Consider the following 25365-nt stretch of genomic DNA (forward strand, 5'->3'; position numbering starts at 1 on the left):
GCTATAGGTCACTTCTAGACTAATGCTGTTAAAGCGTAGGTCAAAAGTGACCTACTCCTCAAGAGTCTCTTCTGTTTGATAATCTTCACGGCGCAAACCAAATTTTTTCATCCGCAAATAGAGGTTTTTCCTTGGAATATCCAAATGTTCGGCGCTTTCACCGATATGGCCTTGGTAGCTTGTGAGTGTGTGGTGTAGAACAGATAGCTCAAATTGAGCCAGTTGGTGTCCAAGGCTATGGCACTCTTGTTGGTGAGGGGTAAAGATTAAATCAGAAATACCCAATACAATGCGATCGGCTTCATTCATGAGCTCACGCACATTACCAGGCCAGTCGTGGGACATTAAGTGCTGAAAGTGTATTGGAGACAGCGTAGGTGCCTTTTTATTTAATCGTTGCTGTGCCGAGTGAATAAAATGGCTGAGTAGTAAAGGAATATCGCTTTTACGTTGGCGAAGTGGAGGAATGTCTAAACTCGCTACATTTAAACGGTAATAGAGATCTTGGCGAAATGAACCGTTTTGAGACAGTGTGAAGAGATCATCCTTGGAGGCTGAAAGAACTTTCAAGTCGACTTTGACACTTTGGTTGCTGCCGACTCGTTCTAACTCTCCCTCTTGTACTACTCGTAGCAACCTAATTTGCGCGCTCAACGGCATGCTCTCTATTTCGTCAAGAAACAGCGTTCCTCCTGAGGCATATTCTATTTTTCCAATTCGTTTTTTACTCGCACCTGTAAAGCTCCCAGCTTCATGACCAAATAGCTCCGATTCAATAAGGTTTTCTGGCATGGCACCACAGTTGATGGCGACAAAAGGTTGCTCTTTTCTATTAGATTGATGGTGCAGGGTGCGAGCGATCTTTTCTTTACCTGTGCCAGTCTCTCCATTGATGACTATATTAACGTCTGCATTGGCTAAGGTCGTCAGTCTTTGCTTGAGCTTTTGCATTGAGTCGGACTCCCCTAATAGCAATTCATCTAACTGGATATTACGAGGGGAGAGCTGTTTTAAGCGTCGGTTCTCTAGTATCAGTGCTCGATGCTGAATTGCCTTGCTGGTGATGCCGATGAGGTGGTCTGGGTGTAACGGCTTTTCAATAAAATCAAAGGCACCAAGCTTGATGCATTGCAGCGCCATTTCAATATCCGCATGACCTGAGATAATAATAACGGGCAGATCTGAATCGAGTTGTTGTAAGTGCTCGAGAAACTGAACACCATCCATATTAGGCATTCGGATATCGGTGATGACAACGCTATTACCGTTGTACTGTACACACGGCAGTGCTTTATCTGCGGATGAGAACGCGGTGACAGAGAAGTCATTGATCTGCAGTATCTCACTTAAGCTCTCGCGAATTTCTTTATCATCTTCGACCAAAATTACGTTAGTTTGAGACATAAGGTCACCTCCGTTCCTTGCTCTGGGGATGAGCTAATCTCAATCATGCCACCAAAGTCTTGAATTATATTATGAGTAATCGACATACCGAGCCCAAGCCCTTTACCCACTTCTTTGGTGGTAAAAAAAGGCTCGAATATGTTGTCTAATTGATGGCTTGTCATACCTAGCCCTGTGTCGATAAGGGAGATCTTAATCATCTCTTTACAAGGTTTGGCTGAAATGGAGATTTTAGCTAGGGCAGGTGCCGGTTTAGATTCGAGGTCTAACTCTAGGCGGGCTTGTATCGCATCAATACTGTTACTGATGAGATTAACAAATACTTGCTCTAAACGGACTTCATTGGCTGAAACATAAAGTTCTGTGTCGATGTTATTTTCGATCCACTCAGGCGGCAGTTTATCGACGAATAGCTCTATGGCATTTCTTAGTGCTAAATAAACCGACGTAGGCTGAGTAATATCATCTGTCTTGCGGGCAAATGATTTTAGGTGCTGGCAGAGCTTGGTGGCTCTGTCGGTAATAAGGTTGATACGTTGTAGTTTACTAAGTGCATTGTCGTTCTGCTGCTTGGTGATGTACTGCTCGGTTAGGTAGCTATTAGAGCGAATCGCTGCGAGAGGCTGGCTGAATTCATGCACGATGCCTGTTGTCATTTGACCTAATACAGCAAGCTTGCCCGCTTGGATAAGGTCTGACTGGGTATCTTTTAGCTCCTGTTCGGTTTGTCGTCGTTGTTGTATCTCTTCAATTAATTGGCTGTTCTTCTCTTCTAGCTCATGACTGTGTCGCTGCAGTTGCAACGCTTGTTGGTTAAAAATGTTGGTGGCTTTTGCTAGTGAGGCGACTTCATCTTGGCCATTGATATGAATCTGTCTTTGCGCTTCCCCGTTAGCAAGATGGCGCATACTGCGCAGCACAAGAGATAATCGATAGAGCAGTTGAGAGCGTAAGTACCAGCCAACGAGTAGAGTTAGTGAGGCAATGGCCACCAAGGTGATGTTTAACTGAGTTCGGCTATTGTTTATTACGATGGCAAGTTGATCGGCATTAACGCTGTTTTGCAGCTCAGCATTAGATACAGCTTGATTGATGATCAATTTTACGCGCTGTATGAGGTGTTGATTTTCTCTCAGAAGCTCACTGTTGTGGTCAGCCAAGGCTAATACTCTCAGGCCGTTATTGAGAGTGCTATGGTTGTCATCAGTAAGTTCATTCAACTGTTTTGCTATTTGTCGAATAGTAACGGTACTCGGTAAGCTTTTCAGCGCCTCTATTTGAATTTGAATACTCGGCACTGTTTCATCAATGACGCTTTGGGCGGCGAGAATGTCGTTACGGCTGTTGAATAGTGAAGCCCGTTGCAATAAATCAAAGACTAAGTTTGAGTTAGCCCCTAGATTTAGCAGCTGCTCTTGCACTGTTATCTCTTGTTTTAGCGTTGTAAATTCATCGTAGCTTAGGTCTTGTCGAGTGGTGAGCTTCTCTAATAGCAGCTCTAAGTTGTATTTACTTTCAGTGATAAGAGGGGAAACCTCATCAACAAAATCGATTTGTAGCCAATGAAGTTGCTGTCTGAGCTGAGTTTGTAGTTTTTGGATATGAATTTTTTGCTGGGTATTTTTCGCCATACTATCGATATTAAGGCTTAGCGCTTCTATTAAGCTGTCAAATTCTATGGGTCTACTATGGTTATTACTGGACTCAACTAAGCGCTCTAATTCGGGTATCAAATACTGTAAATTAGTCTGTGCTTTGGAAAGGGCTTGCTGGGTATTTGCTAACGCTAAGTTACTGGCGTCAGTGGTGATACTTCCTCCTACTTGGGCCACTTTTGCAGCAGCCACAAGAGTAGGAAGTTGGGTGTTGATGAGGGCTTCTGAGCGATTAGCAAGATTTTGCATTGAAAGAGAATTAGATAGGATGAAGCTGCCTGCTAACACGCCAAGCAGGACAAACAACGCGAAGATTCGCGTCGCGATACTGTGACGCTTTTTCATACCCCTCTCCTTAATGCGATAACGTATTCTAGCTGCTGATACGCTTGCTCAAGTTGGGCGTTTAATTCCGCTTCCCACCCCTTAGTCACACGTTGATAAAAATGTTCATATTTAAATGGTGGGCTCAACTTTTGATTAAGGGTTGGGTCTGAAGCAACGGACTCATCAACGGGCGCTTTAATGATTATTTGGACGGCACTTTGTAAGTAGCGCTCTTCTTCTTCAGTCAGTGGTTGGTTATTGAGTTGCGCCCACTGTTGCCAAAATTCTTGTAACTGCGGTAGTCGCTGCGTGACGATGAAATCAAAGAGGACATTGACGGTGTGGTAACGCTGAGCTGAAAGGTTCGCATCAAAGGGAGGAAGTGACTGCTGTTGGGTGATTTGACGACCGACGTTTAATGGAATTCGACCGACATGCGGTGACTCCATTAAGGATTGGCCTTCGGTAGAGGTCAGAAATTGAATAAATTTAAGCGCACTTGGGTTACCGCCATGAGATTTTAAGGTGGCGATCTGAGCGGGAATTAATGGCGTGTAGGGAAGGGGCTTAAACCCGACATTATGCCCTTGTGCCAGCGCGCTCTTATAAAAGAAATCGACCACGGGTGCAGTGATAAAGCGTTGCTTAAGTATTCCTTCTCTAACGCCAAAGCTACGCGCAGTAATGGTTGCTATGTTCCCTCCTAATTGATTGAGCAACGCCCAACCACTCTCCCAGCCATATTGTTGCAACACAAGCTCAATGAGTAGGTGATTGGTCCCTGAACGAGAGGGGGCACTTAGCGCAACTTGGTTAGCAAATTCAGGTTTTAGCAGATCTTCCCACTTCTCTGGTGGTGAGAGGTTATGGCTCTTGAGTTTATCCTGATGCCAAAGAAAACCGAACTGAGACCAAGCAAAGGTACTTGGCTCATCAATGTATTGCTGGGTATGAAGCTGAGCCATTGCATCGGATGAACTGAGCCAAACCAGATCCGCCGTTGGTGATCGTTTTGAGACGACATGTGTGATGAGGGCGGGGGTTTTTTTGTTGAGAACGCGCAGTGTGATGTCAGGGTATTGTTGATTGAATGCTTGGGTAATGGGGGAATAAAAGCTTTCAGGGTAAGAGGTTAAGATGAGAATAGAAGGTGCAGCCCAAGCGATATTAATCGGAAAAATAAGGCAAGAAACGATGGTACAACGAAGATTGAAACGCATGAGAGGCAGCACCTAATAATTGCACAGCGGTTATTATTACGGCTTTTTTCTTGTAACAAAAATGAAACATTTGTTTTTGTGAGCTAAATAGTTCTCGCTAATAAGAACGTAATGGTCTTATTCATCTATTTATCAAGGGAATAATTTGGTGTCAGTGAGATAGACAGTGCCTATGTCGAGTCTAACCGCATAGGCACTGATGGTGTTATTTGGTGAGTCGTTATTTTTGAATCGCTATTTCTGAATTGCAGGCTGATTAAGTAGAGCATTGATATGCTCCAAGAATGGCTTCGCTTCCATAAATCCGGTTAAGCGTGCGGCATTCACTTGTTCGCCTGAGGCATCCCAGAATTCAATAGTCGGTAGGCCGAGCACATTCAGGTGTTGCAGCAGAGCGATGTCGTTAAGTTGATTACGAGTTACATCGGCTTGTAGCAAGACAAAGTTTTTGAGCTGCGCTTCAACATCAGGTTGGTGGAAGGTGTACTTCTCAAACTCTTTACACGCTACACACCAGTCCGCATAGAAATCGAGCATCGCTGGCTTGTTATTTTGCTTGGCAATCGCTAACTGTTCTTCAAGCTCTGCCACGCTACTGACCTGAATAAACTCTACCTTAGTCTCGCTGATACTAGAACTTGGGTTGAAGTAATAGTTGAGTGCAGGTTGAGCTGAAGCAAAAAGACCAAGTACGGCAATAATCCCAATCACGCTCTGCTTCCATCCGCCGAATGGCAATCTGTTTTTTAGGTGATAAAGCCAACTAAATGCCACTAAACCAAGCAGTGACCATAGTATCGTCGTCCATAGTGTTGGCAGAATTCGCTCCAGTAAGAAGATTGGCGCGGCAAGCAGAACGAAGCCGAACAAAGTTTTGACCACATCCATCCATGCGCCTGCTTTTGGTAGCAGTTTATTACCGAACACTGCTGCGAGCATCAACGGAATGCCCATCCCCATGGCTAATGCATACAGAGCTACACCACCAGTGAGTAAGTCACCACTTTGCGCCACATAAAGTAGTGCGCCAGATAGCGGTGCGGTGGTGCACGGGGAACAAACTAGACCAGAAATTGCGCCCATTGAGAAAACACCAAGAGTGCTGCCGCCTTTCTGCTGGTTACTTAAGTTATTAAGCCAAGTTTGCATTCCGCTTGGGAGTTGTAGGCTATATAAGCCAAACATGGAAGCTGCCAGCGCGATGAACAGAGTACTTAGCCCTATTAATACGTACGGATGCTGCATAGCGGCTTGAAATTGCATGCCCGCAGAGGCTACCACTAAACCAAGCAAGGTATAGGTCAGCGCCATCCCTTGAACATAAATAAACGAAAGCCCAAGTGCTCGGCGATGACTTAGCTTGCCACTGCCCAATACGATACTGGTTAAAATTGGGTACATCGGTAGCACGCAAGGCGTGAATGCTAGGCCGACACCTAACGCGAGAAATAGCAGGGGTGTCCACCAATTTTCAGCTAAGTTATCAGCCAGACTGCTGTCTTGTGAGGTTTGAATATTCGATTGAGGTTGAGAGTTTTCTGCCGTCACTTGTTTTGAGGCATTGACGATGGGAGTGCTGCCTGAAAACTCGAAGTTGGAAATATCGATGACGCGTGTTTCTGGCGGGTAGCAAAACCCTGCTTTAGCGCAGCCTTGATATTGAACGATGACGCGCGCGTTGTCTTGGTAATCACTTAAAGGGATATCGACTAATAAAGGCTCGGTATAAATGTTTACCTTGCCAAAGAACTCATCTTCATAAGGCTGACCTTGGCGCATGTCAATCTCGCCTAGCGTAACGTTTTCACCACTAAATGAGATACGGCTTTGATAAAGGTAATAGTCATCCTTTACTTGCCAATCTAGAGAAAGAATATTGCCTTGTTGATAGAAATTAAACGGAAACGCTTCGTCCACAGGGACAAAGGTATTGCTGTCAGATTGTGAAAACAGCGAGTCCGAGCTATTTGAAAGCTCTGAGTTTGTTGAAAACAAAGCATTGGCGGGAAGCGCCGTGAGCGATAAACAAAAAGCTAATACAAGAGAAAATAAACGCATATGAGTCGTCTTTCTATTAGTGGATTGGGTATCTTAACTTAATCAGACAGGTTTAGAAGGGAATAAGTTTCATCCAAAATAAAACAGGCTTGAAGAACAAGCCTGATTGTAAGTGCTTATGTATTAGATAAATCACCTAACGCCGAGGCGCGCCTTTACTACAGCCTCGCAAGCGTCAATATTCTCTACGCTTTTAGGGATGATCAAAACAGTATCATTTCCGCCAACCGTACCGAGTATTTCGGTATGTGGGTCAATGTCGACCAGCCTAGCAACCAGCTGAGCACTACCCGGGTGCGTTTTTACCACGACTGTCGCTTGATTATGAGTGATAAATTCAATCTGTGAAGCAATAGAGGATTCGACACGCACTGGAGCATTTTCAACGGTAATGCAGTAGACCTTTTTTCCACAAGCATTTTGAACTTTTACCACGCCCAAATTGGATAATAAGCGTGAAACGGTCGATTGGCTGATCCCCTCAAAACCAATCTCAACAAGCTTTAATCGCAGATCGTTTTGCGTTGCGAAACTTTGCTGTTGCAGTAAGCGTTTACAAGCCGCAGTCAGGGTTTTGTCTTCTGCGGAAAATAAGGATCCGTGTTCTAAGGTGTCGTTCAAGGTCAACTCCTTGTATTTGACGTTCTGGATGTTGCTGGTCCTTAGCATCATGGATACTTCTAAATCCTTAAAGTATCAGTTCTTTTACTGTCCACTCTTTAAGTTGAGTTGTTATTATATTTTGCATTTGGAGTGTAGCACTGAATTTAAATAGGCTATTTGAAGGCGATCACCAAAACAAACAACTAGTAATTCGTTGTAATTTTGGCGTTTAATTCTATCTGGTGGGATAATTATCCACTTGAGTGAATAATTATCCGGTGATGGTTCATCTGTTTATATGCTTGATTAATAGGTATGGGCGCTAGCGCGCTTCTCTCATTATTCCGCGAGAGAATACTTTTTCACAATAGTGACATTTTAGCTGAACTTTCTCGTGTTTTAGCTGCACATTAAAACAACTTTCTACCGGTTCACCATGAGAAATACAGTTGCTGTTCGGGCACTCAAACACACCGTTTATCTGCTCAGGCAGTGCGAGTGTTAACTTATTCACCACGTTGTACTCTTCAATCTGATTAACCGTTGCATTGGGTGCATAAAGTGCGAGTTGATTGGCTTGCTCCTTGGTTAAAAAGAGATCCTCTATTTTAATCAAATCTTTAGCCCCTAAGGCTGAAGAGGGTAGATTCAGACCGATAGTAATACGGTGGTCGGTTTTATGCATTTTGAAAAGCTTGAGGATTTTTATTCCAACGTGCGCAGGAATATGATCGATAACGCTGCCGCTACGAATGGCTTCAACTTGAAGTTGGGTTTGCTTCACCATGATGGTATCTCCTGCTTATAGGTTGTCATTGAGTACGAGGGCTAATAGGGCTTCACGAGCGTAAACACCATTCTCAGCTTGCTCGAAATAGTAGGCATGTGGGGTTTTATCAACATCAGTGGTGATCTCATCCACTCTTGGAAGCGGGTGTAACACTCGCATATTGCTTCGAGCTTCGGTTAACGCTTCCTTGGTTAAGATATACAAGGATTTCATATGAGCGTATTCAGACTCATCGAAGCGCTCTTTTTGTACACGGGTCATGTACAGAATATCAAGCTCAGGCACAACTTCCTCAATACTGCTGTGGGTACTGTAAGTGATCCCGGCATCATCAAGCTCCTCACAAATGTAATCAGGCATCGCTAAAATATCTGGCGCGATAAAGAAGAAGCGCACATTGTTGAATTTAGATAGCGCCTGAGTCAGTGAGTGTACGGTGCGGCCATATTTCAGATCACCAACAAAGGCGACATTAAGGTTATCAAGCGAGCCTTGAGTCTCTTGAATGGAGAACAGATCGAGTAGCGTTTGGGTTGGGTGCTGATTGGCGCCATCACCACCATTAACAATAGGGACACCGTTGGAAAATTCTGACGCTAAACGAGCGGCTCCTTCTTGTGGGTGACGCATTACAAAGGCGTCTACATACGATGAGATCACTTGAACTGAATCCGCCAGTGTCTCGCCTTTTTTTGCCAGTGATGTATTGCCACCGTTATCAAAGCCAATGATTGTCCCACCTAGACGTTGAACCGCAGTCTCAAATGAAAGTCGAGTTCGTGTCGAAGGCTCAAAGAAACAGCTCGCAACCACCTTATTTTTTAACAACTCTGGGTTTGGCTCTGCTTTGAGCTTTGTTGCGGTATTGACGATGAGTTCTAACTCACTTCGGGTCAGCTCCGGAATCGATATGATGTGTTTATTAAACAGTGAATGTGCCATAGAAAAAGCTCCTTATTTTATATATTAACCCTGTGTATCAAGGTGGATAGCTACCTATAAATTGCAGACAAAAAAACGCCCCCTTAAAGGAGGCATTTTCTATTGATTAATCACCCAAGGTGGCGACCATGACCGCTTTGATGGTGTGCATACGGTTCTCTGCTTCGTCAAAGACAATTGAGTGGTCGGATTCGATCACTTCATCAGTGACTTCAACACCCTCTTTGAGCATTGGGTACTCTTCGGCTAGTTGCTTACCTACCGTAGTATCTTCGCCGTGGAAGGCAGGTAGACAGTGCATGAATTTCACATGTGGATTGCCAGTCGCTTTTAGCATCGCCATATTCACTTGGTAAGGGAGCATTAAGTTGATGCGTTCTGCCCACGCCTCTTTCGCTTCACCCATCGATACCCAAACATCAGTGTAGAGGTAATCACAGCCTTGTACGCCCTCTTGGACATCTTCAGTTAGCGTGATTTTGGCGCCCGTTGTAAGTGCAATTTCTTGGCATGTTGCTAATAACTGCTCTTCTGGCCAGAACTGCTTTGGTGCCACAAGGCGAATGTCCATGCCCATTTTTGCCGCGCCAACCATCAGTGAGTTACCCATGTTGTTGCGAGCATCACCAAGATAAGCGAATTTCATTTCATGTAGCTGCTTACCACGGCCGTGCTCCATCATGGTAAGGAAATCAGCCAAGATTTGCGTTGGGTGGAACTCATCTGTTAGCCCATTCCATACAGGGACACCTGCGTAAGCCCCTAGGTCTTCAACAATCTCTTGTCCAAAGCCGCGATATTCGATGCCATCGTACATACGGCCAAGAACACGAGCGGTGTCTTTCATTGATTCTTTATGGCCAATTTGAGAGCCTGATGGGCCTAAGTAAGATACGCGTGCGCCTTGGTCATAAGCGGCAACTTCGAAAGCACAACGAGTACGAGTCGAGCTTTTCTCAAAGATTAAAGCGACGTTCTTTCCGGTTAGACGCGGTTGTTCGTAGCCGTTGTATTTTGCTTTTTTCAGCTCTGCTGATAGCTCTAATAGGTGTTGGATTTCACGAGGAGTAAAATCTAACAATTTTAGGAAATTACGGTTACGTAGATTAAAAGCCATGGTCTATTCCTTCTGTATTAGGCGCTCTTGCGTTGTAGGGAAGAGCAAAGAGCGCTCTGTTTTTAGTTATTAGTCATTTTGTTATTTATTAATAGAATCAGTAGGTAATGACTCTATTTTCAACAGATATTGAGTTAGAGATTAGTGCTCTCGGACAATGTTTGTGCCCGCTGTACCTTGAAGAATGTGTAGACCATCTTCGAGTGCGCCAATGCCCACGACTTTTCCACCGTGCTTAATAAACTCACATGAAGCTTCGATTTTTGGTCCCATGGAGCCCGCATCAAACTTGTATTTTGCTAGCGCACTTGGCGTTGTGCTGCGTAGTGGGTGCTGAGTTGGTTTGCCCCAATCTAGGTAAACGGCATCGGCATCAGTGAGAATAAGTAGCGCGTCAGCATCAAGCTGTTTTGCTAAAAATGCCGCTGACATGTCTTTGTCGATAACCGCTTCAACACCAACTAACTTGCCGTTCTCTTTTTTCACTGGAATGCCACCGCCACCGGTACAGATAACAAGGTGACCTTCGTCGATAAGTTTAGTGATAGCTTGATGTTCGACAATACCAGTCGGCTGAGGACTTGGGACAACACGGCGGAAGTGCTTTCCGTCTGGCTTGATTGTCCAGTGGTATTTTTCAGCCATTTCTCGGGCTTCTTTCTCTTCGTAAATAGGGCCAATTGGCTTGGTTGGATCGGCAAACGCAGGATCGTTGGGATCAACCATCATCTGAGTCAGCATGCAAGAGATGTTGCGCTCAGGCAGATAGTTTTTGAACTCTTGCATGAGCATGTAACCAATCATGCCCTGAGTTTCACTGCCAAGAACATCGAGCGGGTAAGGGCTCACTTTCTTGTATTCCAAACCTTGCAGTGCAAGTAGACCAACTTGTGGGCCATTGCCGTGAACCAATACCACGTCATACTCTTTAGCGATCTCTGAAATGGTTTTAACTGCTGTTTCAATATTGTGGCGTTGAACGTCAACTTCTAGTGGCTCGCCACGTTTTAGAAGTGCATTCCCACCCAGTGCGACAACAACTGTTTTTCTAGTCATAATGATTTTCTCTTTAATTGTGGTCGAGATAGGCACCTCGACCGTTATCGCTTTGGCGGTTAGATACCGTCACGCTCAATTGGGCAACTCATGCAGCGAGCACCACCACGGCCTCGGCCAAGCTCATCCCCTGGAATTGGCAGAACAGTAATGCCTGCTTTATCGTATTTTTCATTGGTGTAGGTGTTACGCTCATAGCCGATAACCACACCTGGTTTCACCGTCAATACGTTGTTGGCATCGTTCCACTGTTCACGTTCTGCCTCAAAGCTATTACCACCCGTAGTAATAAGATTGAGTTTGTCGACATGCAGGGCTTTAGCGATAGTGCGCATGTAAGATTCTTGCTGTGTTGCTTTGACCGTGCCGGATTCATCCCCAGTCAAACTCCAGCAGTTCACATCATCTGGAATAACGTTTGGATAGATAGAGAACGTATCTTCACGCATGTGCGTCATGACGGTATCTAAGTGCATACAAGAGCGATCTTGTGGCAGCTCAAGTGCAATGACTTGCTTCGCTTGACCGTGTTTGAATAGGCTTGATGCAAGCTGCTCAACACCTTGAGCAGTCGTACGCTCAGACATACCAATAAGAACAGCACCTTTGCCGATGACCAGTACATCACCACCCTCTATAGTTGAGCGGTCGTAGGCACGTTCTTCGTCTCCGTAGTACTTAATGAAATCTTCACCAGCAAACGTTGGATGCCAGCGATAAATTGCACGCAAATGATTCGTTTCACGTTGACGAGCCATTTTCGCCATCGGGTTGATGGACACACCACCATAGACCCAGCATGAGGTATCACGAGTAAATAAATGATTAGGTAGCGGATCGATGATGAAGTCGGTCGGTTTGTGCATAGATTGCAGCATTGAAGAGGACTTCATTGGTAACTCAGCAAACGACAAACCACCAGTTAAGATTTTAGCCAGTTCAAGATTAGGGATATCACCAAGGTAACAACGCACATCATTGGCAAACGTCGGGCCATAACGATAGTTCGATATTTGTGTATTAAGCAACCAGTCTTTTGCTTCAGGTACTGCCAATGTATCAGCAAGTAGGTGAGTCAACAGCAGTACTTCAACACCTTGGTCTTTCAAGGTTTGAGCAAATGCATCATGCTCTTCACCAGCACGTTCAACAGCAAGAACATCATCAAACAGCAAATCGTGGCAATTTGATGGTGTTAAGTGAGTCAGTGCTCGTCTTGGGCGATGAATTAAAACGCGACGTAATTGACCTATTTCAGAACCTACATAGAACTTACTCATGATCGTATCTCTCTTATTAATTGAAATTGTTTTATTCAAAAAACAATATTTATTTTGTAGGAGGAAAGTAGAGAATATTTAATATTATTCTTTTGTTCTGTAATTCATATTACTCAGGTTTGGCTGGCTTTCTTAGAGGTCAATCACAAATTGTTTTTTATCACGGAACCCTTTAAATACGAGGGTTTAACAATATCTATTCAGTTATCCACTCGGTTATCTCCTCCTAACTAGCCGTTGGTTAAGGAATATTATGCACTATTTACCTAATCACTCTAAAGATGAGGATAGGTTTGGGGGATTGTATTCAATACATGATGCTTAATGTGAGTATGTACATTATTAAAATATGCATTTTTTTTATTTAGATAGTTATAAATGAAGAGTGATTTCGACGGTTGTTAACAAAACTTTTTCCTAATAAAATCGTTAGGATCACATTTTATTACTGAGGCTGTTTTAGATAGGGAAAGTGTTCCATTAGAAATAGTCATGCTCTTATAAATTAATCTAATCATATTGAGTTGGCGCTAAATATAAATAACGATGAATAGTGCCTATTTATTTGATTAAAGACTCAGCTACTCGTGATGGTTAGAATCACCTAGAAGCTCTAGCTAATAAAAAAGCCACTGAGAGACAGTGGCTTTATTGAATCTGTTTTTGCAGATTGTATGCTAATGGTTAGGCGCTAGATAAGCGCACCAATGCTTAGCGTGATAATACAGAACACGGTTAAGATTCCAATCAGTGGCATGACCCATTTAACCCATCGTACGTAAGGCACTCTCGCAATCGCTAGACCACCCATTACCACAGCGGAGGTTGGTGTAATAAGGTTAACAAGCCCTGAAGCTGATTGATAAGCGGTGATAACCAGATCTCGCCCGACTCCCGCAAAATCAGCCAATGGAGCCATAATTGGCATAGTTAATACTGCAAGACCAGACGTTGAAGGAACCAAGAACGATAGTAGAATTTCAAGGAAAAACATTACGTTAATGAAGACTACCGAAGATAGCCCCGTCACCATTTGTTCCGCAGAAAACAAAATAGTATCGGTGATCATTCCGCGGTCCATGACGACGACGATACCACGAGCAATACCAATGATCAGTGCAACGCCTAATAGGTCGCGAGCACCATCAATAAAGCTATTAGTAAACTCCTCTTCACTCATTCGAGCCACAATTCCAACGATGATAGTCGCAGCTAAGAACATCGCAGAGATCTCTGCCATCCACCAACCAGCAACAGATACGCCGTAGATCATGACCCCGAATGAGCCGCCAAAAATAGCCAATATTGCTTTACGTGTTGCGGTGAACTCCAGTTTTTCACCGTTTGCATTACCCAAGAAGTGAGCTTTGTTCTCTTCGTACTTGTCATAAACAATCGATTTACTAGGGTCTGCTTTCACCATGCGAGCATAGCGCATGACATAGGCAACGCAGATGACCCAACCGATGACAAGCATTGCGATACGTAGCATGATGCCGTCAGTGAATGGTATACCAGAGGCGTTAGCTGCAATCACGGTAGCAAACGGGTTAATGGTAGAGCCAAGAACACCGATACCTGCACCCAGTAGTACGGTTGCCGCTGCAGTGAGGGGGTCAAATCGAGCCGCCATCATGACAGGGACTAGTAGGGTGTAGAAAGGTAAGGACTCTTCCGCCATACCATAAACCGTGCCGCCTGCAGCGAACAGCGCCATGAGTATGGGGATCATTAACTCTTCACGCCCTTCTAAGCGTGCGGTTACTCGCTCTATCCCAGCATCTATAGCACCAGTTTTTGTTACTAGCCCTAGAAAGCCACCAATAATAAGGATGAATAGCGAGACATCAATGGCGGCTGCTTCGTAGCTTTCGTGATCGTAGAAGCCATCAATTGGTGCCAGTAATACATCAATGACACCTTGAGGGTTACCGTCGACTTTTTGATAGGTGCCAGTAACTGGAACTTCTCGGCCGAGGTCATCGTTCATTGCGCGATCGTATTGCCCAGCTGGGACAATCCAAGTAAGTAGGGCAACTAATGCAATAAGAATAAATAAAATGGTGTAGGCAGAGGGGAATTTAAAGTTGGCAAAGAAGCCACCCTTCTTTTTTTCTGTTGGTAGAGTTTCAGTTGTCATAGCTATCTCCTTACATCTATTAATAGTTAAATAGATGTGAATAAGCGACTAATTAATTATGTTATTGGCGAAATTAAAATAAATCGCATGGACTAAATTGATAAATATATATTTATAGTTAAATTATTTCAGTGGTTGTAATCCACTGTTATTAGGTGTTTAGGTAATCTAGCTGCAATTATTCTAAGCGTGACTCAAAGAGTTAACCTTGTGTTCGTTCACAAAAATTAACCACTAAAAAGTAGGTGCTTTTTAGTCTAAAAATCAGGAGGGGTATTCTGTTATTAAACTTGAATTAATATTCGACCGTTTAATCAAGTGAACACGGCTGTTGATGGGTTTTTCTTATAACAAATAGTAAGTGTGGAATTTTATTCAAACTTTATTTTTGGAGAGGAATGCAATTTTCGAAGGCTATTTTGATTAGGGTCAATAAAATTATAGAGTATAAATAACAAAGGGAGCCGAAGCTCCCTTTGTTTAGACGCGGTTAATTAGATGAATAGGCTACCAAAAGTGAAACCTAACGCGACAGCTGTCGCGATGGTGGTAACACCTGGAATAAAGAATGCGTGGTTAAACACATACTTACCAATTCGAGTTGAGCCTGTATCGTCCATCTCAACCGCCGCCAGTAGAGTCGGGTAGGTTGGAAGAACAAACAGTGCACTAACCGCAGCAAATGAAGCAACAGCCGTTAGCGGAGCAACACCAATAGCAAGCGCTGCTGGCATTAGAGCAACTGTTGTTGCACCTTGAGAATATAGAAGCATAGACGCAAAGAACAATACCAATGCCAACATCCATGGGTAATCAGAAAGCAGCGCACCAGCCACGTCTTTGATGCTATCTACGTGTGCGTTAACAAACGTTGAACCTAGCCATGCTACGCCCAGTACACAAACACACGCTGTCATACCCGAGCGGAAAGTTGCCGCAGCTGGGATTTTAGACGCATCAATTTTTGTGAACAGAACAATAGCAGCAGCGGCCGCTAGCATGAAGGTCATGATTGCTTCATTACGACCTAGCGTTGGGTTCTCAATTAGACCGACTGAACCTGAAATAGCAGCCGCGTAACAAACAACGAAACCAATCGCAGCAAGGAAAATATAGGTAGCGCGTTTTGCTGTTGGTAAAATTTCACGTTGTTGGTTGTTCTCTTGTTTGATAAGCCCTTTTGCAAGACGCTCTTGATAAACAGGATCATCTTTTAGCTCACAGCCCATAAAGTTGGCAACAAAGGCACCCGCCATACAAGCAAGGAAAGTGGTTGGAATACATATCGCAAGTAGCGTTAAGTAATCAACGCCAAAAGGAGCCAGCATAGCAGCAAAAGCGACTACCGCAGCTGAAATAGGAGATGCGGTAATGGCAATTTGTGAAGCAACAACGGCGATAGAAAGAGGGCGAGATGGGCGAACGCCTTGGCCTTTTGCAACTTCTGCAATAACAGGAAGAGTTGAGAAGGCTGTATGGCCAGTACCCGCCATTAGCGTCATAAAGAAGGTAACAATAGGTGCGTAAAAAGTGATTCGCTCAGGGTGTTTTCGCAGAAAATTTTCAGCAATCTGCACTAGCCAGTCCATGCCGCCCGCAACCTGCATTGCAGCAATGGCGGTAATAACAGACATGATAATAAGAATAACATCGACGGGAATAAACGATTGGCTGGTTGGTACACCAAGGATCAGTGATAGTGCGATAACACCGGCACCACCTGCGAAACCAATACCGATTCCACCGATTCGTGCTCCGATAAAAATAAAGAACAGAACCACAAATAGTTCAACTGCGATCATGTGATCACCTCTTTTATATTGTTAAATTAAATAAGATAAATGTTTATTATGAGTAGCTTATACGTATTTGTTATTTTGATTTATTGTCAATAAGCCCAAAAAAGGCCCCCAGTTGGGAGCCTGTTTTAGCAATTACTCGTAACGCTTGCCTTTATACTGAGGTCTCATTAGGTTTTCAACCGAGAAAATGTCATCAAGCTCTTCTTCGGTTAATAAGCCTCGCTCTAGTACGACTTCACGGACACTCTTACCTGTTTCTGCACAAATCTTACCGACAATGTCACCTTCGTGGTGGCCAATGTATGGATTTAAGTAAGTGACGATGCCAATAGAGTTAAACACGTAGCCTTCACAGACTTCTTTGTTGACGGTGATACCATCCACACATTTATCACGTAGGTTGACACACGCGTTAGTCAGAATATCTAAAGACTCAAACATGCTTTGAGCAATTACAGGCTCCATCACGTTAAGTTGAAGCTGACCGCCTTCTGCTGCGAAAGAGATGGTGTTGTCGTTACCTAGAACCTTAAAGCACACTTGGTTTACTACTTCAGGAACAACTGGGTTTACTTTAGCAGGCATGATTGAAGAGCCAGCTTGCAGTTCAGGAAGGTTTAGCTCGTTAAGACCAGTACGGGGACCAGAAGAGAGTAGACGTAGGTCATTACAGATCTTAGACAGTTTCACTGCTAGACGCTTAAGTGCGCCGTGTGCCATTACGTAAGCGCCACAGTCTGATGTTGCTTCAATTAGATCTTCTGCTTGAACACATTCGTGTCCAGTTACTTCTGCCAAGTGTCTAACTGCCGCTTCTTGGTAACCATCAACAGCGTTTAGACCGGTACCGATTGCCGTTGCACCAAGGTTTACTTCAAGCAGTAACTTAGAGGTGAACTGTAGTGCACGAATCTCTTCATTTAGAGTGACTGACCAAGCATGGAACTCTTGTCCAACCGTCATAGGTACAGCATCTTGAAGCTGAGTTCGACCCATCTTTAATGTGTTTTCGTACTCTTTGCTCTTGAGATCGAAAGAACCCTTTAGGTACTCAATTGCGTCAATGAGTTTACGAACGCTATTAAATACAGAAATACGGAAGCCCGTTGGGTAAGCACAGTTAGTTGATTGGCTCTTATTGACGTGATCATTTGGATTAACGAACTCGTATTGACCTTTCTCTTTACCCATTAACTCTAATGCAACGTTAGCAATTACTTCGTTGGTGTTCATGTTAACTGACGTTCCAGCACCACCTTGGAATACATCCGATGGGAACTGATCCATGCACTTACCTGTATCAAGGATCAAATCACACGCTTGAATAATATGGTTTGCGACATCTTTTGGTAGCACGCCGAGCTCTTTATTTGCTAGAGCGGCTGCTTTTTTAGTCATCACCATGCCGCGAACGAATTCAGGTACGTCAGAGATGGTTGAGTTAGAGATGTTGAAATTTTCAATCGCGCGTAAAGTATGGATGCCGTAATACGCATCAGCAGGGACATGACGTTGACCTAAAAGATCTTCTTCGATTCGAGTGGCTTGTTGAGCTGTAGTTGTAGCATTAGACGGGGTAGCCATAACGGGATCCTTAGAGAATTATTATTGGTAATTAATAAAATATTCCCCAACTCTGCATTTAAGAATCCCTTCTTCAGAATTGTGGGCTAGGAAATCTTTCCTAACATCTGAAGCACATGATACTGAACTAGGCACATAAAAATAGTAACTGGATCACCTTTTTATGAAAATATGAACGATACTTCACAAGAGGAAATGTATTGGTGATCCATTAGTAATAGTTATCTAAAAATGGATACTGCTTAGTGTACGTTTTTTGTTGAACATACAGATTTTTACATGATTCATTTGAGCTAAGAGAGCGTTTGCGCGTACACTGGATTCAACAAAGGAGGGCGTGTGTTTCCTATCTTACTATTACTATTTATTTTTGTACCGATCATAGAGATTGCTCTATTTATCCAAGTGGGTGATTTCTTTGGCCTATGGCCAACAATCGGCTTAGTTTTACTGACGGCTTTTGTCGGCGCTTCATTGGTTCGTAGCCAAGGTTTGCAGACGTTAAGGTCTGTACAGGGTCGCCTAAATCAAGGTGAAATGCCTGCACAACAAATTTTTGAAGGTGTCATGCTGGCGGTTTCTGGGGTTTTACTACTGACTCCGGGCTTTATGACCGACGCCTTTGGTATGTTAGTTCTACTTCCTGCTCCGAGAGCTGCGATAGCGAAATACCTTATGAGTAAAATGGTGGTTAAGTCTGTCGGTGGGGCTGGCTTTGGTGGTCAGCCATTTGGGCAGAGCCCATTTGAACAGGACCCTTTTCATCGTGACCCGTTTAATTCTGATTCGAACGGCAGCACCTTTGAGGGTGAATACGAAAAGAAAGACGACCAAGACAGAAACAAGCTGAATTAGAACTATTTCAGTTTCTGAGAGTGAAAAAAAGCAGCTAAGGAGCTGCTTTTTTGTTATCTAGTTTATGGCGAAACAGTCAGTGCCATAAAGGCAATATTTACACTGCACCATCAAAACCCATCTGACGCCATGCTTCAAAAGCAATGATAGCGACGGCATTCGACAGATTAAGGCTTCTCGCGTCTGGCATCATTGGAATTCGAATACGCTGATCCATTGGTAAGCTTTCAATCAGATCCGCTGGAAGCCCACGCGTTTCAGGACCAAACAGCAGTACGTCACCTTGGGTATATTTAGCATCGACGTGATGACCTGTTGTTTTAGTGGTGCAGGCGAAAATTCGGAACTGTCCTTCACGTTCATTTTCCAAATATTCCATAAACGCAGCGAAATCTTTGTGACGTTTTACGCGGGCTAAATCGTGATAATCCAAACCAGCGCGACGTACTTTCTTCTCTTCCAGATCAAAGCCGAGTGGCTCGATAAGATGTAGGTTCGCTCCACAATTAGCGCAAAGTCGAATGATGTTCCCAGTGTTCGGGGCTATTTCAGGTTCATAGAGAGCAATATCAAACATACGGAAAGTGTCTGTGTTAAAAGTTTGGGACTAGAGTATAAGGCGGCTTATGGTAGCCGCCAAGCAAGATAATGATTCTCAGTGAAGTGCGGCTAGGAATTTATCGTTCTCGCGACTGCGTAATTTTCACTTACTGCATCCCAATTGACCACATTCCACCACGCTTGAATATACTCAGGCCGTTTATTTCGATAGCTGATGTAATAGGCGTGCTCCCATACATCGAGAGCCAGAATCGGCTCACCCCGTTCAGAAACGACATCCATAAGTGGGTTGTCTTGATTGCTTGTTGAAGTGATTTTTAGTTGTTCGTCTTGAACGATTAACCAAACAAAACCTGAACCGAAGGTGTTGATCGCTGCTTGAGTAAATTGCTCTTGGAAGGCGTCAAATGTACCAAAGGTTGAGATGATGGCTTGAGCCAATGCGCCCGTGGGCTCCCCTTGAGGGTTGGGTGTCATGCAGTGCCAATACAGAATATGATTAAAGTAGCCGCCGCCGTTATTTCTCACCGCAGGAGAGTGTTGAGATACCGAATCAAAAATATCCGTCAGTGTCGCTTGCTCTAGTGATGTTCCTTTTACTGCTGTGATGAATTTATCGTAATAGGTTCGATGATGTCTGCTGTAATGGATTTCCATGGTTTGAGCATCAATATAAGGCTCTAGGGCATCGTAAGCATAAGGTAACTCTGGGAATGTGTGAGACATAGTAATCCTCCTTAATAGAAGGATTACTTTATTGCTAATGATAATCATTTACAACTGCGTTATTTGTGTGGTTTTATCGCTGACAGTCGATTTAAGCACTTAAAGGCAGTTGGACCGTGACTTTCAAGCCTCCAAGCTCACTTCGACTCGCTGAAATGGTGCCGCTATGTTGGCGAATCGCACTCTCTGTAATCGCTAGGCCCAATCCGGCTCCCCCTGAATTTCGATCTCGGGCAGTCGATACACGATAGAAAGGGCGAAATATCTCATTCATTTCATTTTCAGGTACGCCTTCACCGTTGTCTTCAACAACGATCGTTAGATTAGTTTCACTCGCATTCATTGTGACTCTAACTTGGTCTTTACCATAATAGATAGCATTGCGAGTAATGTTCTCAATTGCACTCATCAGCAGCTTTGGATTGCCTGAGATAACTCGCTCGGGAATCGAAGAGAAGCATAAGCTCTTTTCTATCTGTTCGGCTTCAAACTGTGCGTCTTTGAGTAGCTCTTCCCATAAGCTGCTTAATGGTTGTTCTTCACGCTTTAGGTGACTATCCGCTTGCATGCGTGAAAGCTCTAATAGTTCGGCTATCATCTGCTCTAATCGCTGAGCTTCGGTGTCAATCCGGCTCAGTTCTGAGCTTTCTCCCTGCTTTCGAGTCGCGAGTGCATTAGCCATTCTCAACCTTGTTAATGGCGATCTCAGTTCATGAGATATGTCCGATAGAAGCCTCTGTTGACCTGAGAGCATGCTGTTTACCGCTTCAACCATTTGGTTAAAACTGGTGCCCGCTTGGCGAAATTCTGATGTTCCTTTTTCAAGCTCAGGGTCGACAATAAACTCTCCCCTTGCGACACGTTTTGCCGCTCGTTCAAGCTTTCGTGCTGGTTGACTTAAAGCCCATGCTAACCACAGTAGCAGTGGAGTACTGACCAGCATGACAGCAAACAGTAACTGAAAGGGCTTATCAAACAGTCGCAGTAAGAATGGCGAAGGTTGATCCCATCTCAGACCGACATAAAGCAGCAGGTCACGCTTAGCAAGAGTGATTGGAAGTGGACCTGCCACCATATATTGACCATAAAGCTTCTGCTTTGGTGTCTCAATGGACTCGATGCTGGTGACAAAGTTTTTCAGTGCTCGAATCTTAAAGTCATGGTGTTTCTTCGTGGTGAGCACATTACCCTCAAGATCGGTGATAAAAATGCGCGGTCGCGAATTTCGATGGGATCCGCGCTGATCTTCAAGATTAAAGATGATCCGCCCGAGGTCGGTATCTTTTCTGTGTCTGTTCTCTATGTTTTCTTTAAGCCTAGCGAGCTTTTGCAGTTGATCACCCGGAACATCTCGGGCTTTTCTTGGATCGAGGTGAGGCAGAGAGAGAACCGCAAGCAGGACCAATAGCATGGTGAACCAAAAAATGGCAAAGATACGGCCATATAGGCTTGTGGCTTTAGGCAGGCGCATCAATCCTCCTCAATCAGCAAATAGCCGCGACCTCTTAAGGTCTTAATTCGTGAGCGACCCGATTCTGTATCAGGCAGTTTTTTGCGTAAGTTGGAGACATGCATATCAATGGCTCGGTCAAAAGCGGCTAGACGCTTTCCTAGCACATCAAGGCTTAGCGTTTCTTTAGTGAGCGTGACTCCGGGGTTTTGAATAAAGTGCGTTAATAGGGCAAATTCAGTGGTGGTTAGCTCTAATAGCTGCTCTTGGCAGTACGCCTCTTGTTTTCCGGGATAAACCTTAATATCTAAATACTCGATGCAGTCCGTCATTTTAGGCGCAGCTTGGGTTTGCGTTCGGCGTAATATCGCTTTCATTCTTGCCAGTAGCTCGCGATCACTAAAAGGCTTAGGTAAATAATCATCAGCACCTAGTTCTAGCCCAATGACACGGTCGATCTCTTCGCCTCGGGCGGTGAGCATCAGAACCGGTGTGCTCCATGTTTCACGTAACTTCTTCAAGGTATCCATGCCGTTGAGCTTTGGCATCATGACATCCAGCAAAATTAAATCGATATCATCACTGACTTCTGCAAGTCCAGACTCGCCATCGTTGGTTTCCGTCACCGTAAACCCTTCATAGCTTAATACCTCTTTCAATAAGCTGGTGAGTTCGGTGTCATCATCGATTAGTAGGATATGCGCCATAAATGCTTTGCCTCTTTTGAAATTACTGCTGCTATGTGTTTCTTATTTATATTACTGCGAAAAAGGAGTCACGAAGAGATTAATTTATGCTCTTTACGATCCTTTACGCTTACTAAACGCTCATTTACACCCGAAGTCGTATTCTAAACTCAAGCGCTGCAACGGTAGCGATTTGAACCGAATAGAGATGAAACATTAGAGGGTACGATTATGAACACAACAAAAAAATTAGTTTTGGCTGCGGCGATTCTTCCACTGACGTTCGCAACAGCAAGTGCGTATGCCTTTGGCGGCGATTCACATCATAAAGGTGGAAAAAGTGGCAAGTGTTCGGGTGGATTTGACCGAAGCATCGTCCGCCAATTGGATCTGACTGATGAACAAAAAGATCAACTTAAAGAGCTGCGTGAAACGTCTAAAACTGAGATGAAAGCTCACCATCAAGATAATTTCCAAGCTAAGCACGCTGAAATGCAAGCCTATCAACAACAGGTTCAAACATTAGTTTTAGCTGACACTTTTGATGAGGCAGCAGCCAATGAGTTAGCTCAACAGATGGTTGAGAAACAAACTGAGCGCCGAGTGAATAAGCTTGAGCAACAACAAAAAATGTTAAGCGTACTAACGGATGAGCAAAAAGCTCAATTTGTTGAACTGCAGCAAGAACGTATGAACAAGTGCAGCGATAAAATGCAGGAACGCATGCAAGAGTCGTAAGTCGCGATTTATTGTGACTATTCAGTCTCGTTTTTGGGCAGCCTATATGGCTGCCTTTTGTTTGATATTTTTTTTATCGTTCACGCGTTATACTGAACGCATATTGTTCTAGTTATAAATGTTATATGAAACAAGAATACGCTCGTTTGGTTACCATGGCAGCATGGACTGCAACCGCCGTTGCGACTCTATTATTAGTCGTTAAAGTTGCTATTTGGTGGATTACCGGTTCGGTGAGTTTGCTCGCCTCTGTTATCGATTCAATGCTTGATATTGCCGCATCTGGCGTTAATTTGATGGTGATACGCTACTCTCTCCAACCTGCAGATAAAGAACACACTTTTGGTCACGGCAAGGCGGAATCGTTAGCGGCGCTTGCGCAGGCGATGTTCATTTCAGGCTCTGCGTGTTTTCTTATTCTGAACGGTGTTGAACGTTTTTTCCGTCCGCATGAGCTGACCTCGCCAGAATACGGCGTCTATGTGAGCTTCTTCGCCATGATTGTCACTTTTGCATTAGTCCGGTTCCAAAAGCATGTCGTGAAGAAAACGGGAAGCCAAGCTATCGCCGCAGATTCTCTGCACTATCAAACCGATTTATACATGAACGGCGCGATTATGATTGCACTTGCCCTTAGCTGGTTTGGTGTGACTCAGGCTGATGCTGTCTTTGCTGTTGCTATTGGTATATATATTCTTTATAGCGCTTACCAAATGGTGAGTGAGGCAATTCAAACTCTGTTGGATCGCAAGCTTCCCGATGACGAACTATCAAAGATTCGTGAATGCTGCCTTGAAATCGAGGGGGTGTTGGGTGTCCACCAATTAAGAACGCGTATGGCTGGGCCAACTCGTTTTATTCAGCTGCACCTTGAGCTTGATGACAATATGATTTTGATAGAAGCACATAGAATCTCTGATGAGGTCGAAGAGAGGTTAATGAGAGAGTTTCCCGGTGCAGACGTACTTATTCACCAAGATCCTTTTTCGGTCGTTATGAATGGTGAAAAGTCACAAGTTAAGGATGATTGGTAGTGATTAGCTTAGTAAATATTTAGCGGATATTCGGAGTAACAATATTGTCATTAATCCGTTCTATCATTGAAGAGCTATAATCAACAAGACTTATAATGTGGACTGCACTTTTTTTGATCTGTGAAAGAAAAACATGATTCTGATGTGAATCAACAAAGCGATCGGTGAAAACTGTAATACTATTACATAAGTAATAAACTTACATAATTCAGTGCAGAAAAATGTAGTATTCCTTTTCGGTAAAGGTAACATACTGCACAGTTTAAAAGGATTTCACGGGTGACGCTTGTATCGTCATCGGTATTAAATTGAAGTTTAATTCCCAAAAAAATTCGAGGGTGAGCATGATTAAGAAGATCGGTGTTTTAACAAGTGGCGGAGACGCTCCTGGTATGAACGCAGCAGTGCGAGGCGTAGTGCGTACAGCATTGTCGGCTGGTATTGAGGTTTACGGTATTTACGACGGCTATCAAGGCCTTGTTGAAGATCGCATTGAAAAACTTGACCGCTCTAGTGTTTCAGATGTTATCAACCGTGGTGGTACTTTTCTAGGTTCTGCTCGTTTTCCTGATTTTAAACATGTAGAAGTTCGCCAGAAAGGCATTGAAAACCTTAAGAAGCATGGCATTGAGGCTTTGGTTGTTATTGGTGGTGACGGCTCTTACATGGGCGCGAAGAAGCTAACTGAAATGGGTTACCCATGTATTGGTCTTCCAGGCACAATCGATAACGATATTGCCGGTACTGACTACACGATTGGTTACCTAACGGCACTAAATACGGTGATTGATGCAATTGACCGTCTACGTGACACTTCTTCTTCACACCAACGTATCTCTATTGTGGAAATCATGGGTCGCCACTGTGGTGATTTAACATTGATGTCAGCAATTGCTGGTGGTTGTGAGTACATTATTACCCCTGAAACGGGCCTGGATAAAGATCAACTGATTGGTCAAATTCAGGACGGTATTGCTAAGGGTAAGAAGCATGCAATCATCGCACTTACTGAACTTATGATGGATGCTAATGATCTGGCGAAACAGATTGAAGATGCAACCGGTCGTGAAACTCGCGCAACGGTTCTTGGTCACATCCAGCGTGGTGGTCGTCCAACAGCATTTGACCGTGTATTAGCATCTCGTATGGGTAACTATGCGGTTCATCTTCTAATGGAAGGTGAAGGCGGTCGTTGTGTTGGTATTCAAAAAGAAGAACTAGTACACCACGACATTATCGATGCCATTGAGAACATGAAGCGTCCTGTTCGCAACGACCTATTCAAAGTAGCTGAAGAGTTATTTTAAGCCTTTCCTTATTAGCGAAAGGGCTGTTGT

The 25365-nt window shown here is 43.9% G+C and carries 21 protein-coding genes; 4 read left to right on the forward strand and 17 right to left on the reverse strand.

Going from position 1 to position 25365, the window contains the following annotated elements:
* Nucleotides 1-51: 51 nt before the first annotated feature.
* From L4C54_RS22675 to aspA, 13 genes are all read right to left on the reverse strand, one after another.
* Nucleotides 52-1404, reverse strand: coding sequence for a sigma-54-dependent transcriptional regulator (locus L4C54_RS22675; protein WP_428809895.1), 1353 nt, complete (start codon nucleotides 1402-1404; stop codon nucleotides 52-54).
* A complete protein-coding gene (locus L4C54_RS22680; RefSeq protein ID WP_428809896.1) occupies nucleotides 1386-3404 on the reverse strand; it encodes an ATP-binding protein in 2019 nt (672 codons plus the stop codon). Before L4C54_RS22680 ends, L4C54_RS22675 begins: the two co-directional genes overlap by 19 nt.
* Nucleotides 3401-4606 (reverse strand): ABC transporter substrate-binding protein, encoded by a 1206-nt coding sequence (locus L4C54_RS22685; RefSeq protein ID WP_428809897.1) that lies wholly within the window; start codon nucleotides 4604-4606, stop codon nucleotides 3401-3403. The genes L4C54_RS22680 and L4C54_RS22685 overlap by 4 nt, the downstream gene beginning before the upstream one ends.
* Nucleotides 4607-4840: 234 nt before the next feature.
* The gene (locus L4C54_RS22690; RefSeq protein WP_428809898.1) at nucleotides 4841-6664 is read right to left on the reverse strand and encodes a protein-disulfide reductase DsbD; all 1824 of its coding nucleotides are present in this window, start codon (nucleotides 6662-6664) and stop codon (nucleotides 4841-4843) included.
* A gap of 132 nt (nucleotides 6665-6796) precedes the next feature.
* Complete coding sequence (locus L4C54_RS22695; RefSeq protein ID WP_428803921.1) at nucleotides 6797-7285, reverse strand: arginine repressor; 489 nt, start codon at nucleotides 7283-7285, stop codon at nucleotides 6797-6799.
* 304 nt (nucleotides 7286-7589) lie between these two features.
* Nucleotides 7590-8054 (reverse strand): aspartate carbamoyltransferase regulatory subunit, encoded by a 465-nt coding sequence (pyrI, locus tag L4C54_RS22700; RefSeq protein ID WP_428803920.1) that lies wholly within the window; start codon nucleotides 8052-8054, stop codon nucleotides 7590-7592.
* A 15-nt stretch (nucleotides 8055-8069) separates the two neighbouring features.
* On the reverse strand, nucleotides 8070-8999 hold the full coding sequence (pyrB, locus tag L4C54_RS22705) for an aspartate carbamoyltransferase (RefSeq protein WP_428809899.1): 930 nt from the start codon (nucleotides 8997-8999) through the stop codon (nucleotides 8070-8072).
* A gap of 106 nt (nucleotides 9000-9105) precedes the next feature.
* Nucleotides 9106-10116 carry an ornithine carbamoyltransferase gene (gene argF / locus L4C54_RS22710; protein ID WP_428809900.1) on the reverse strand — a complete coding sequence of 337 codons (1011 nt, stop codon included), beginning with the start codon at nucleotides 10114-10116 and terminating at the stop codon, nucleotides 9106-9108.
* Between the two features lie 141 nt (nucleotides 10117-10257).
* Nucleotides 10258-11172 carry a carbamate kinase gene (gene arcC / locus L4C54_RS22715; protein WP_428809901.1) on the reverse strand — a complete coding sequence of 305 codons (915 nt, stop codon included), beginning with the start codon at nucleotides 11170-11172 and terminating at the stop codon, nucleotides 10258-10260.
* Nucleotides 11173-11231: 59 nt separating this feature from the next.
* On the reverse strand, nucleotides 11232-12452 hold the full coding sequence (gene arcA, locus L4C54_RS22720; protein ID WP_428803916.1) for an arginine deiminase: 1221 nt from the start codon (nucleotides 12450-12452) through the stop codon (nucleotides 11232-11234).
* Between the two features lie 691 nt (nucleotides 12453-13143).
* Entirely contained in the window at nucleotides 13144-14592 is a 1449-nt protein-coding gene (locus L4C54_RS22725) for a YfcC family protein (RefSeq protein WP_428803915.1), read from the reverse strand.
* Nucleotides 14593-15086: 494 nt separating this feature from the next.
* Nucleotides 15087-16394 carry an anaerobic C4-dicarboxylate transporter gene (locus L4C54_RS22730; protein ID WP_428809902.1) on the reverse strand — a complete coding sequence of 436 codons (1308 nt, stop codon included), beginning with the start codon at nucleotides 16392-16394 and terminating at the stop codon, nucleotides 15087-15089.
* 132 nt (nucleotides 16395-16526) lie between these two features.
* Nucleotides 16527-17978: an aspartate ammonia-lyase gene (aspA, locus tag L4C54_RS22735; RefSeq protein ID WP_428803913.1), complete on the reverse strand. Its 1452-nt coding sequence runs from the start codon at nucleotides 17976-17978 to the stop codon at nucleotides 16527-16529.
* 339 nt (nucleotides 17979-18317) lie between these two features.
* Here aspA and L4C54_RS22740 point away from each other — a divergent pair, with 339 nt between their 5' ends.
* Entirely contained in the window at nucleotides 18318-18833 is a 516-nt protein-coding gene (locus tag L4C54_RS22740; protein WP_428803912.1) for an FxsA family protein, read from the forward strand.
* 97 nt (nucleotides 18834-18930) lie between these two features.
* Here L4C54_RS22740 and trmL read toward each other — a convergent pair whose 3' ends face one another.
* The 4 genes from trmL to L4C54_RS22760 form a co-directional block, all read right to left on the reverse strand.
* Nucleotides 18931-19410, reverse strand: a complete 480-nt coding sequence (gene trmL / locus L4C54_RS22745) for a tRNA (uridine(34)/cytosine(34)/5-carboxymethylaminomethyluridine(34)-2'-O)-methyltransferase TrmL (protein ID WP_428803911.1) — start codon at nucleotides 19408-19410, stop codon at nucleotides 18931-18933.
* Between the two features lie 92 nt (nucleotides 19411-19502).
* Nucleotides 19503-20120, reverse strand: coding sequence for a superoxide dismutase (locus tag L4C54_RS22750; RefSeq protein WP_428809903.1), 618 nt, complete (start codon nucleotides 20118-20120; stop codon nucleotides 19503-19505).
* A 91-nt stretch (nucleotides 20121-20211) separates the two neighbouring features.
* A complete protein-coding gene (cpxA, locus tag L4C54_RS22755) occupies nucleotides 20212-21591 on the reverse strand; it encodes an envelope stress sensor histidine kinase CpxA (RefSeq protein ID WP_428809904.1) in 1380 nt (459 codons plus the stop codon).
* Complete coding sequence (locus L4C54_RS22760) at nucleotides 21591-22277, reverse strand: response regulator (RefSeq protein ID WP_428803908.1); 687 nt, start codon at nucleotides 22275-22277, stop codon at nucleotides 21591-21593. The genes cpxA and L4C54_RS22760 overlap by 1 nt, the downstream gene beginning before the upstream one ends.
* 210 nt (nucleotides 22278-22487) lie before the next feature.
* Between L4C54_RS22760 and L4C54_RS22765 the strand changes: the two genes are divergently transcribed.
* From L4C54_RS22765 to pfkA, 3 genes are all read left to right on the forward strand, one after another.
* A complete protein-coding gene (locus L4C54_RS22765) occupies nucleotides 22488-22994 on the forward strand; it encodes a CpxP family protein (protein ID WP_428809905.1) in 507 nt (168 codons plus the stop codon).
* A gap of 125 nt (nucleotides 22995-23119) precedes the next feature.
* Nucleotides 23120-24028, forward strand: a complete 909-nt coding sequence (fieF, locus tag L4C54_RS22770; protein ID WP_428809906.1) for a CDF family cation-efflux transporter FieF — start codon at nucleotides 23120-23122, stop codon at nucleotides 24026-24028.
* 344 nt (nucleotides 24029-24372) lie between these two features.
* Nucleotides 24373-25335 (forward strand): 6-phosphofructokinase, encoded by a 963-nt coding sequence (gene pfkA / locus L4C54_RS22775; protein WP_428803905.1) that lies wholly within the window; start codon nucleotides 24373-24375, stop codon nucleotides 25333-25335.
* Nucleotides 25336-25365: the final 30 nt, after the last annotated feature.

This window comes from Vibrio lamellibrachiae (assembly GCF_050337265.1).
Lineage (GTDB): Bacteria > Pseudomonadota > Gammaproteobacteria > Enterobacterales > Vibrionaceae > Vibrio > Vibrio kyushuensis.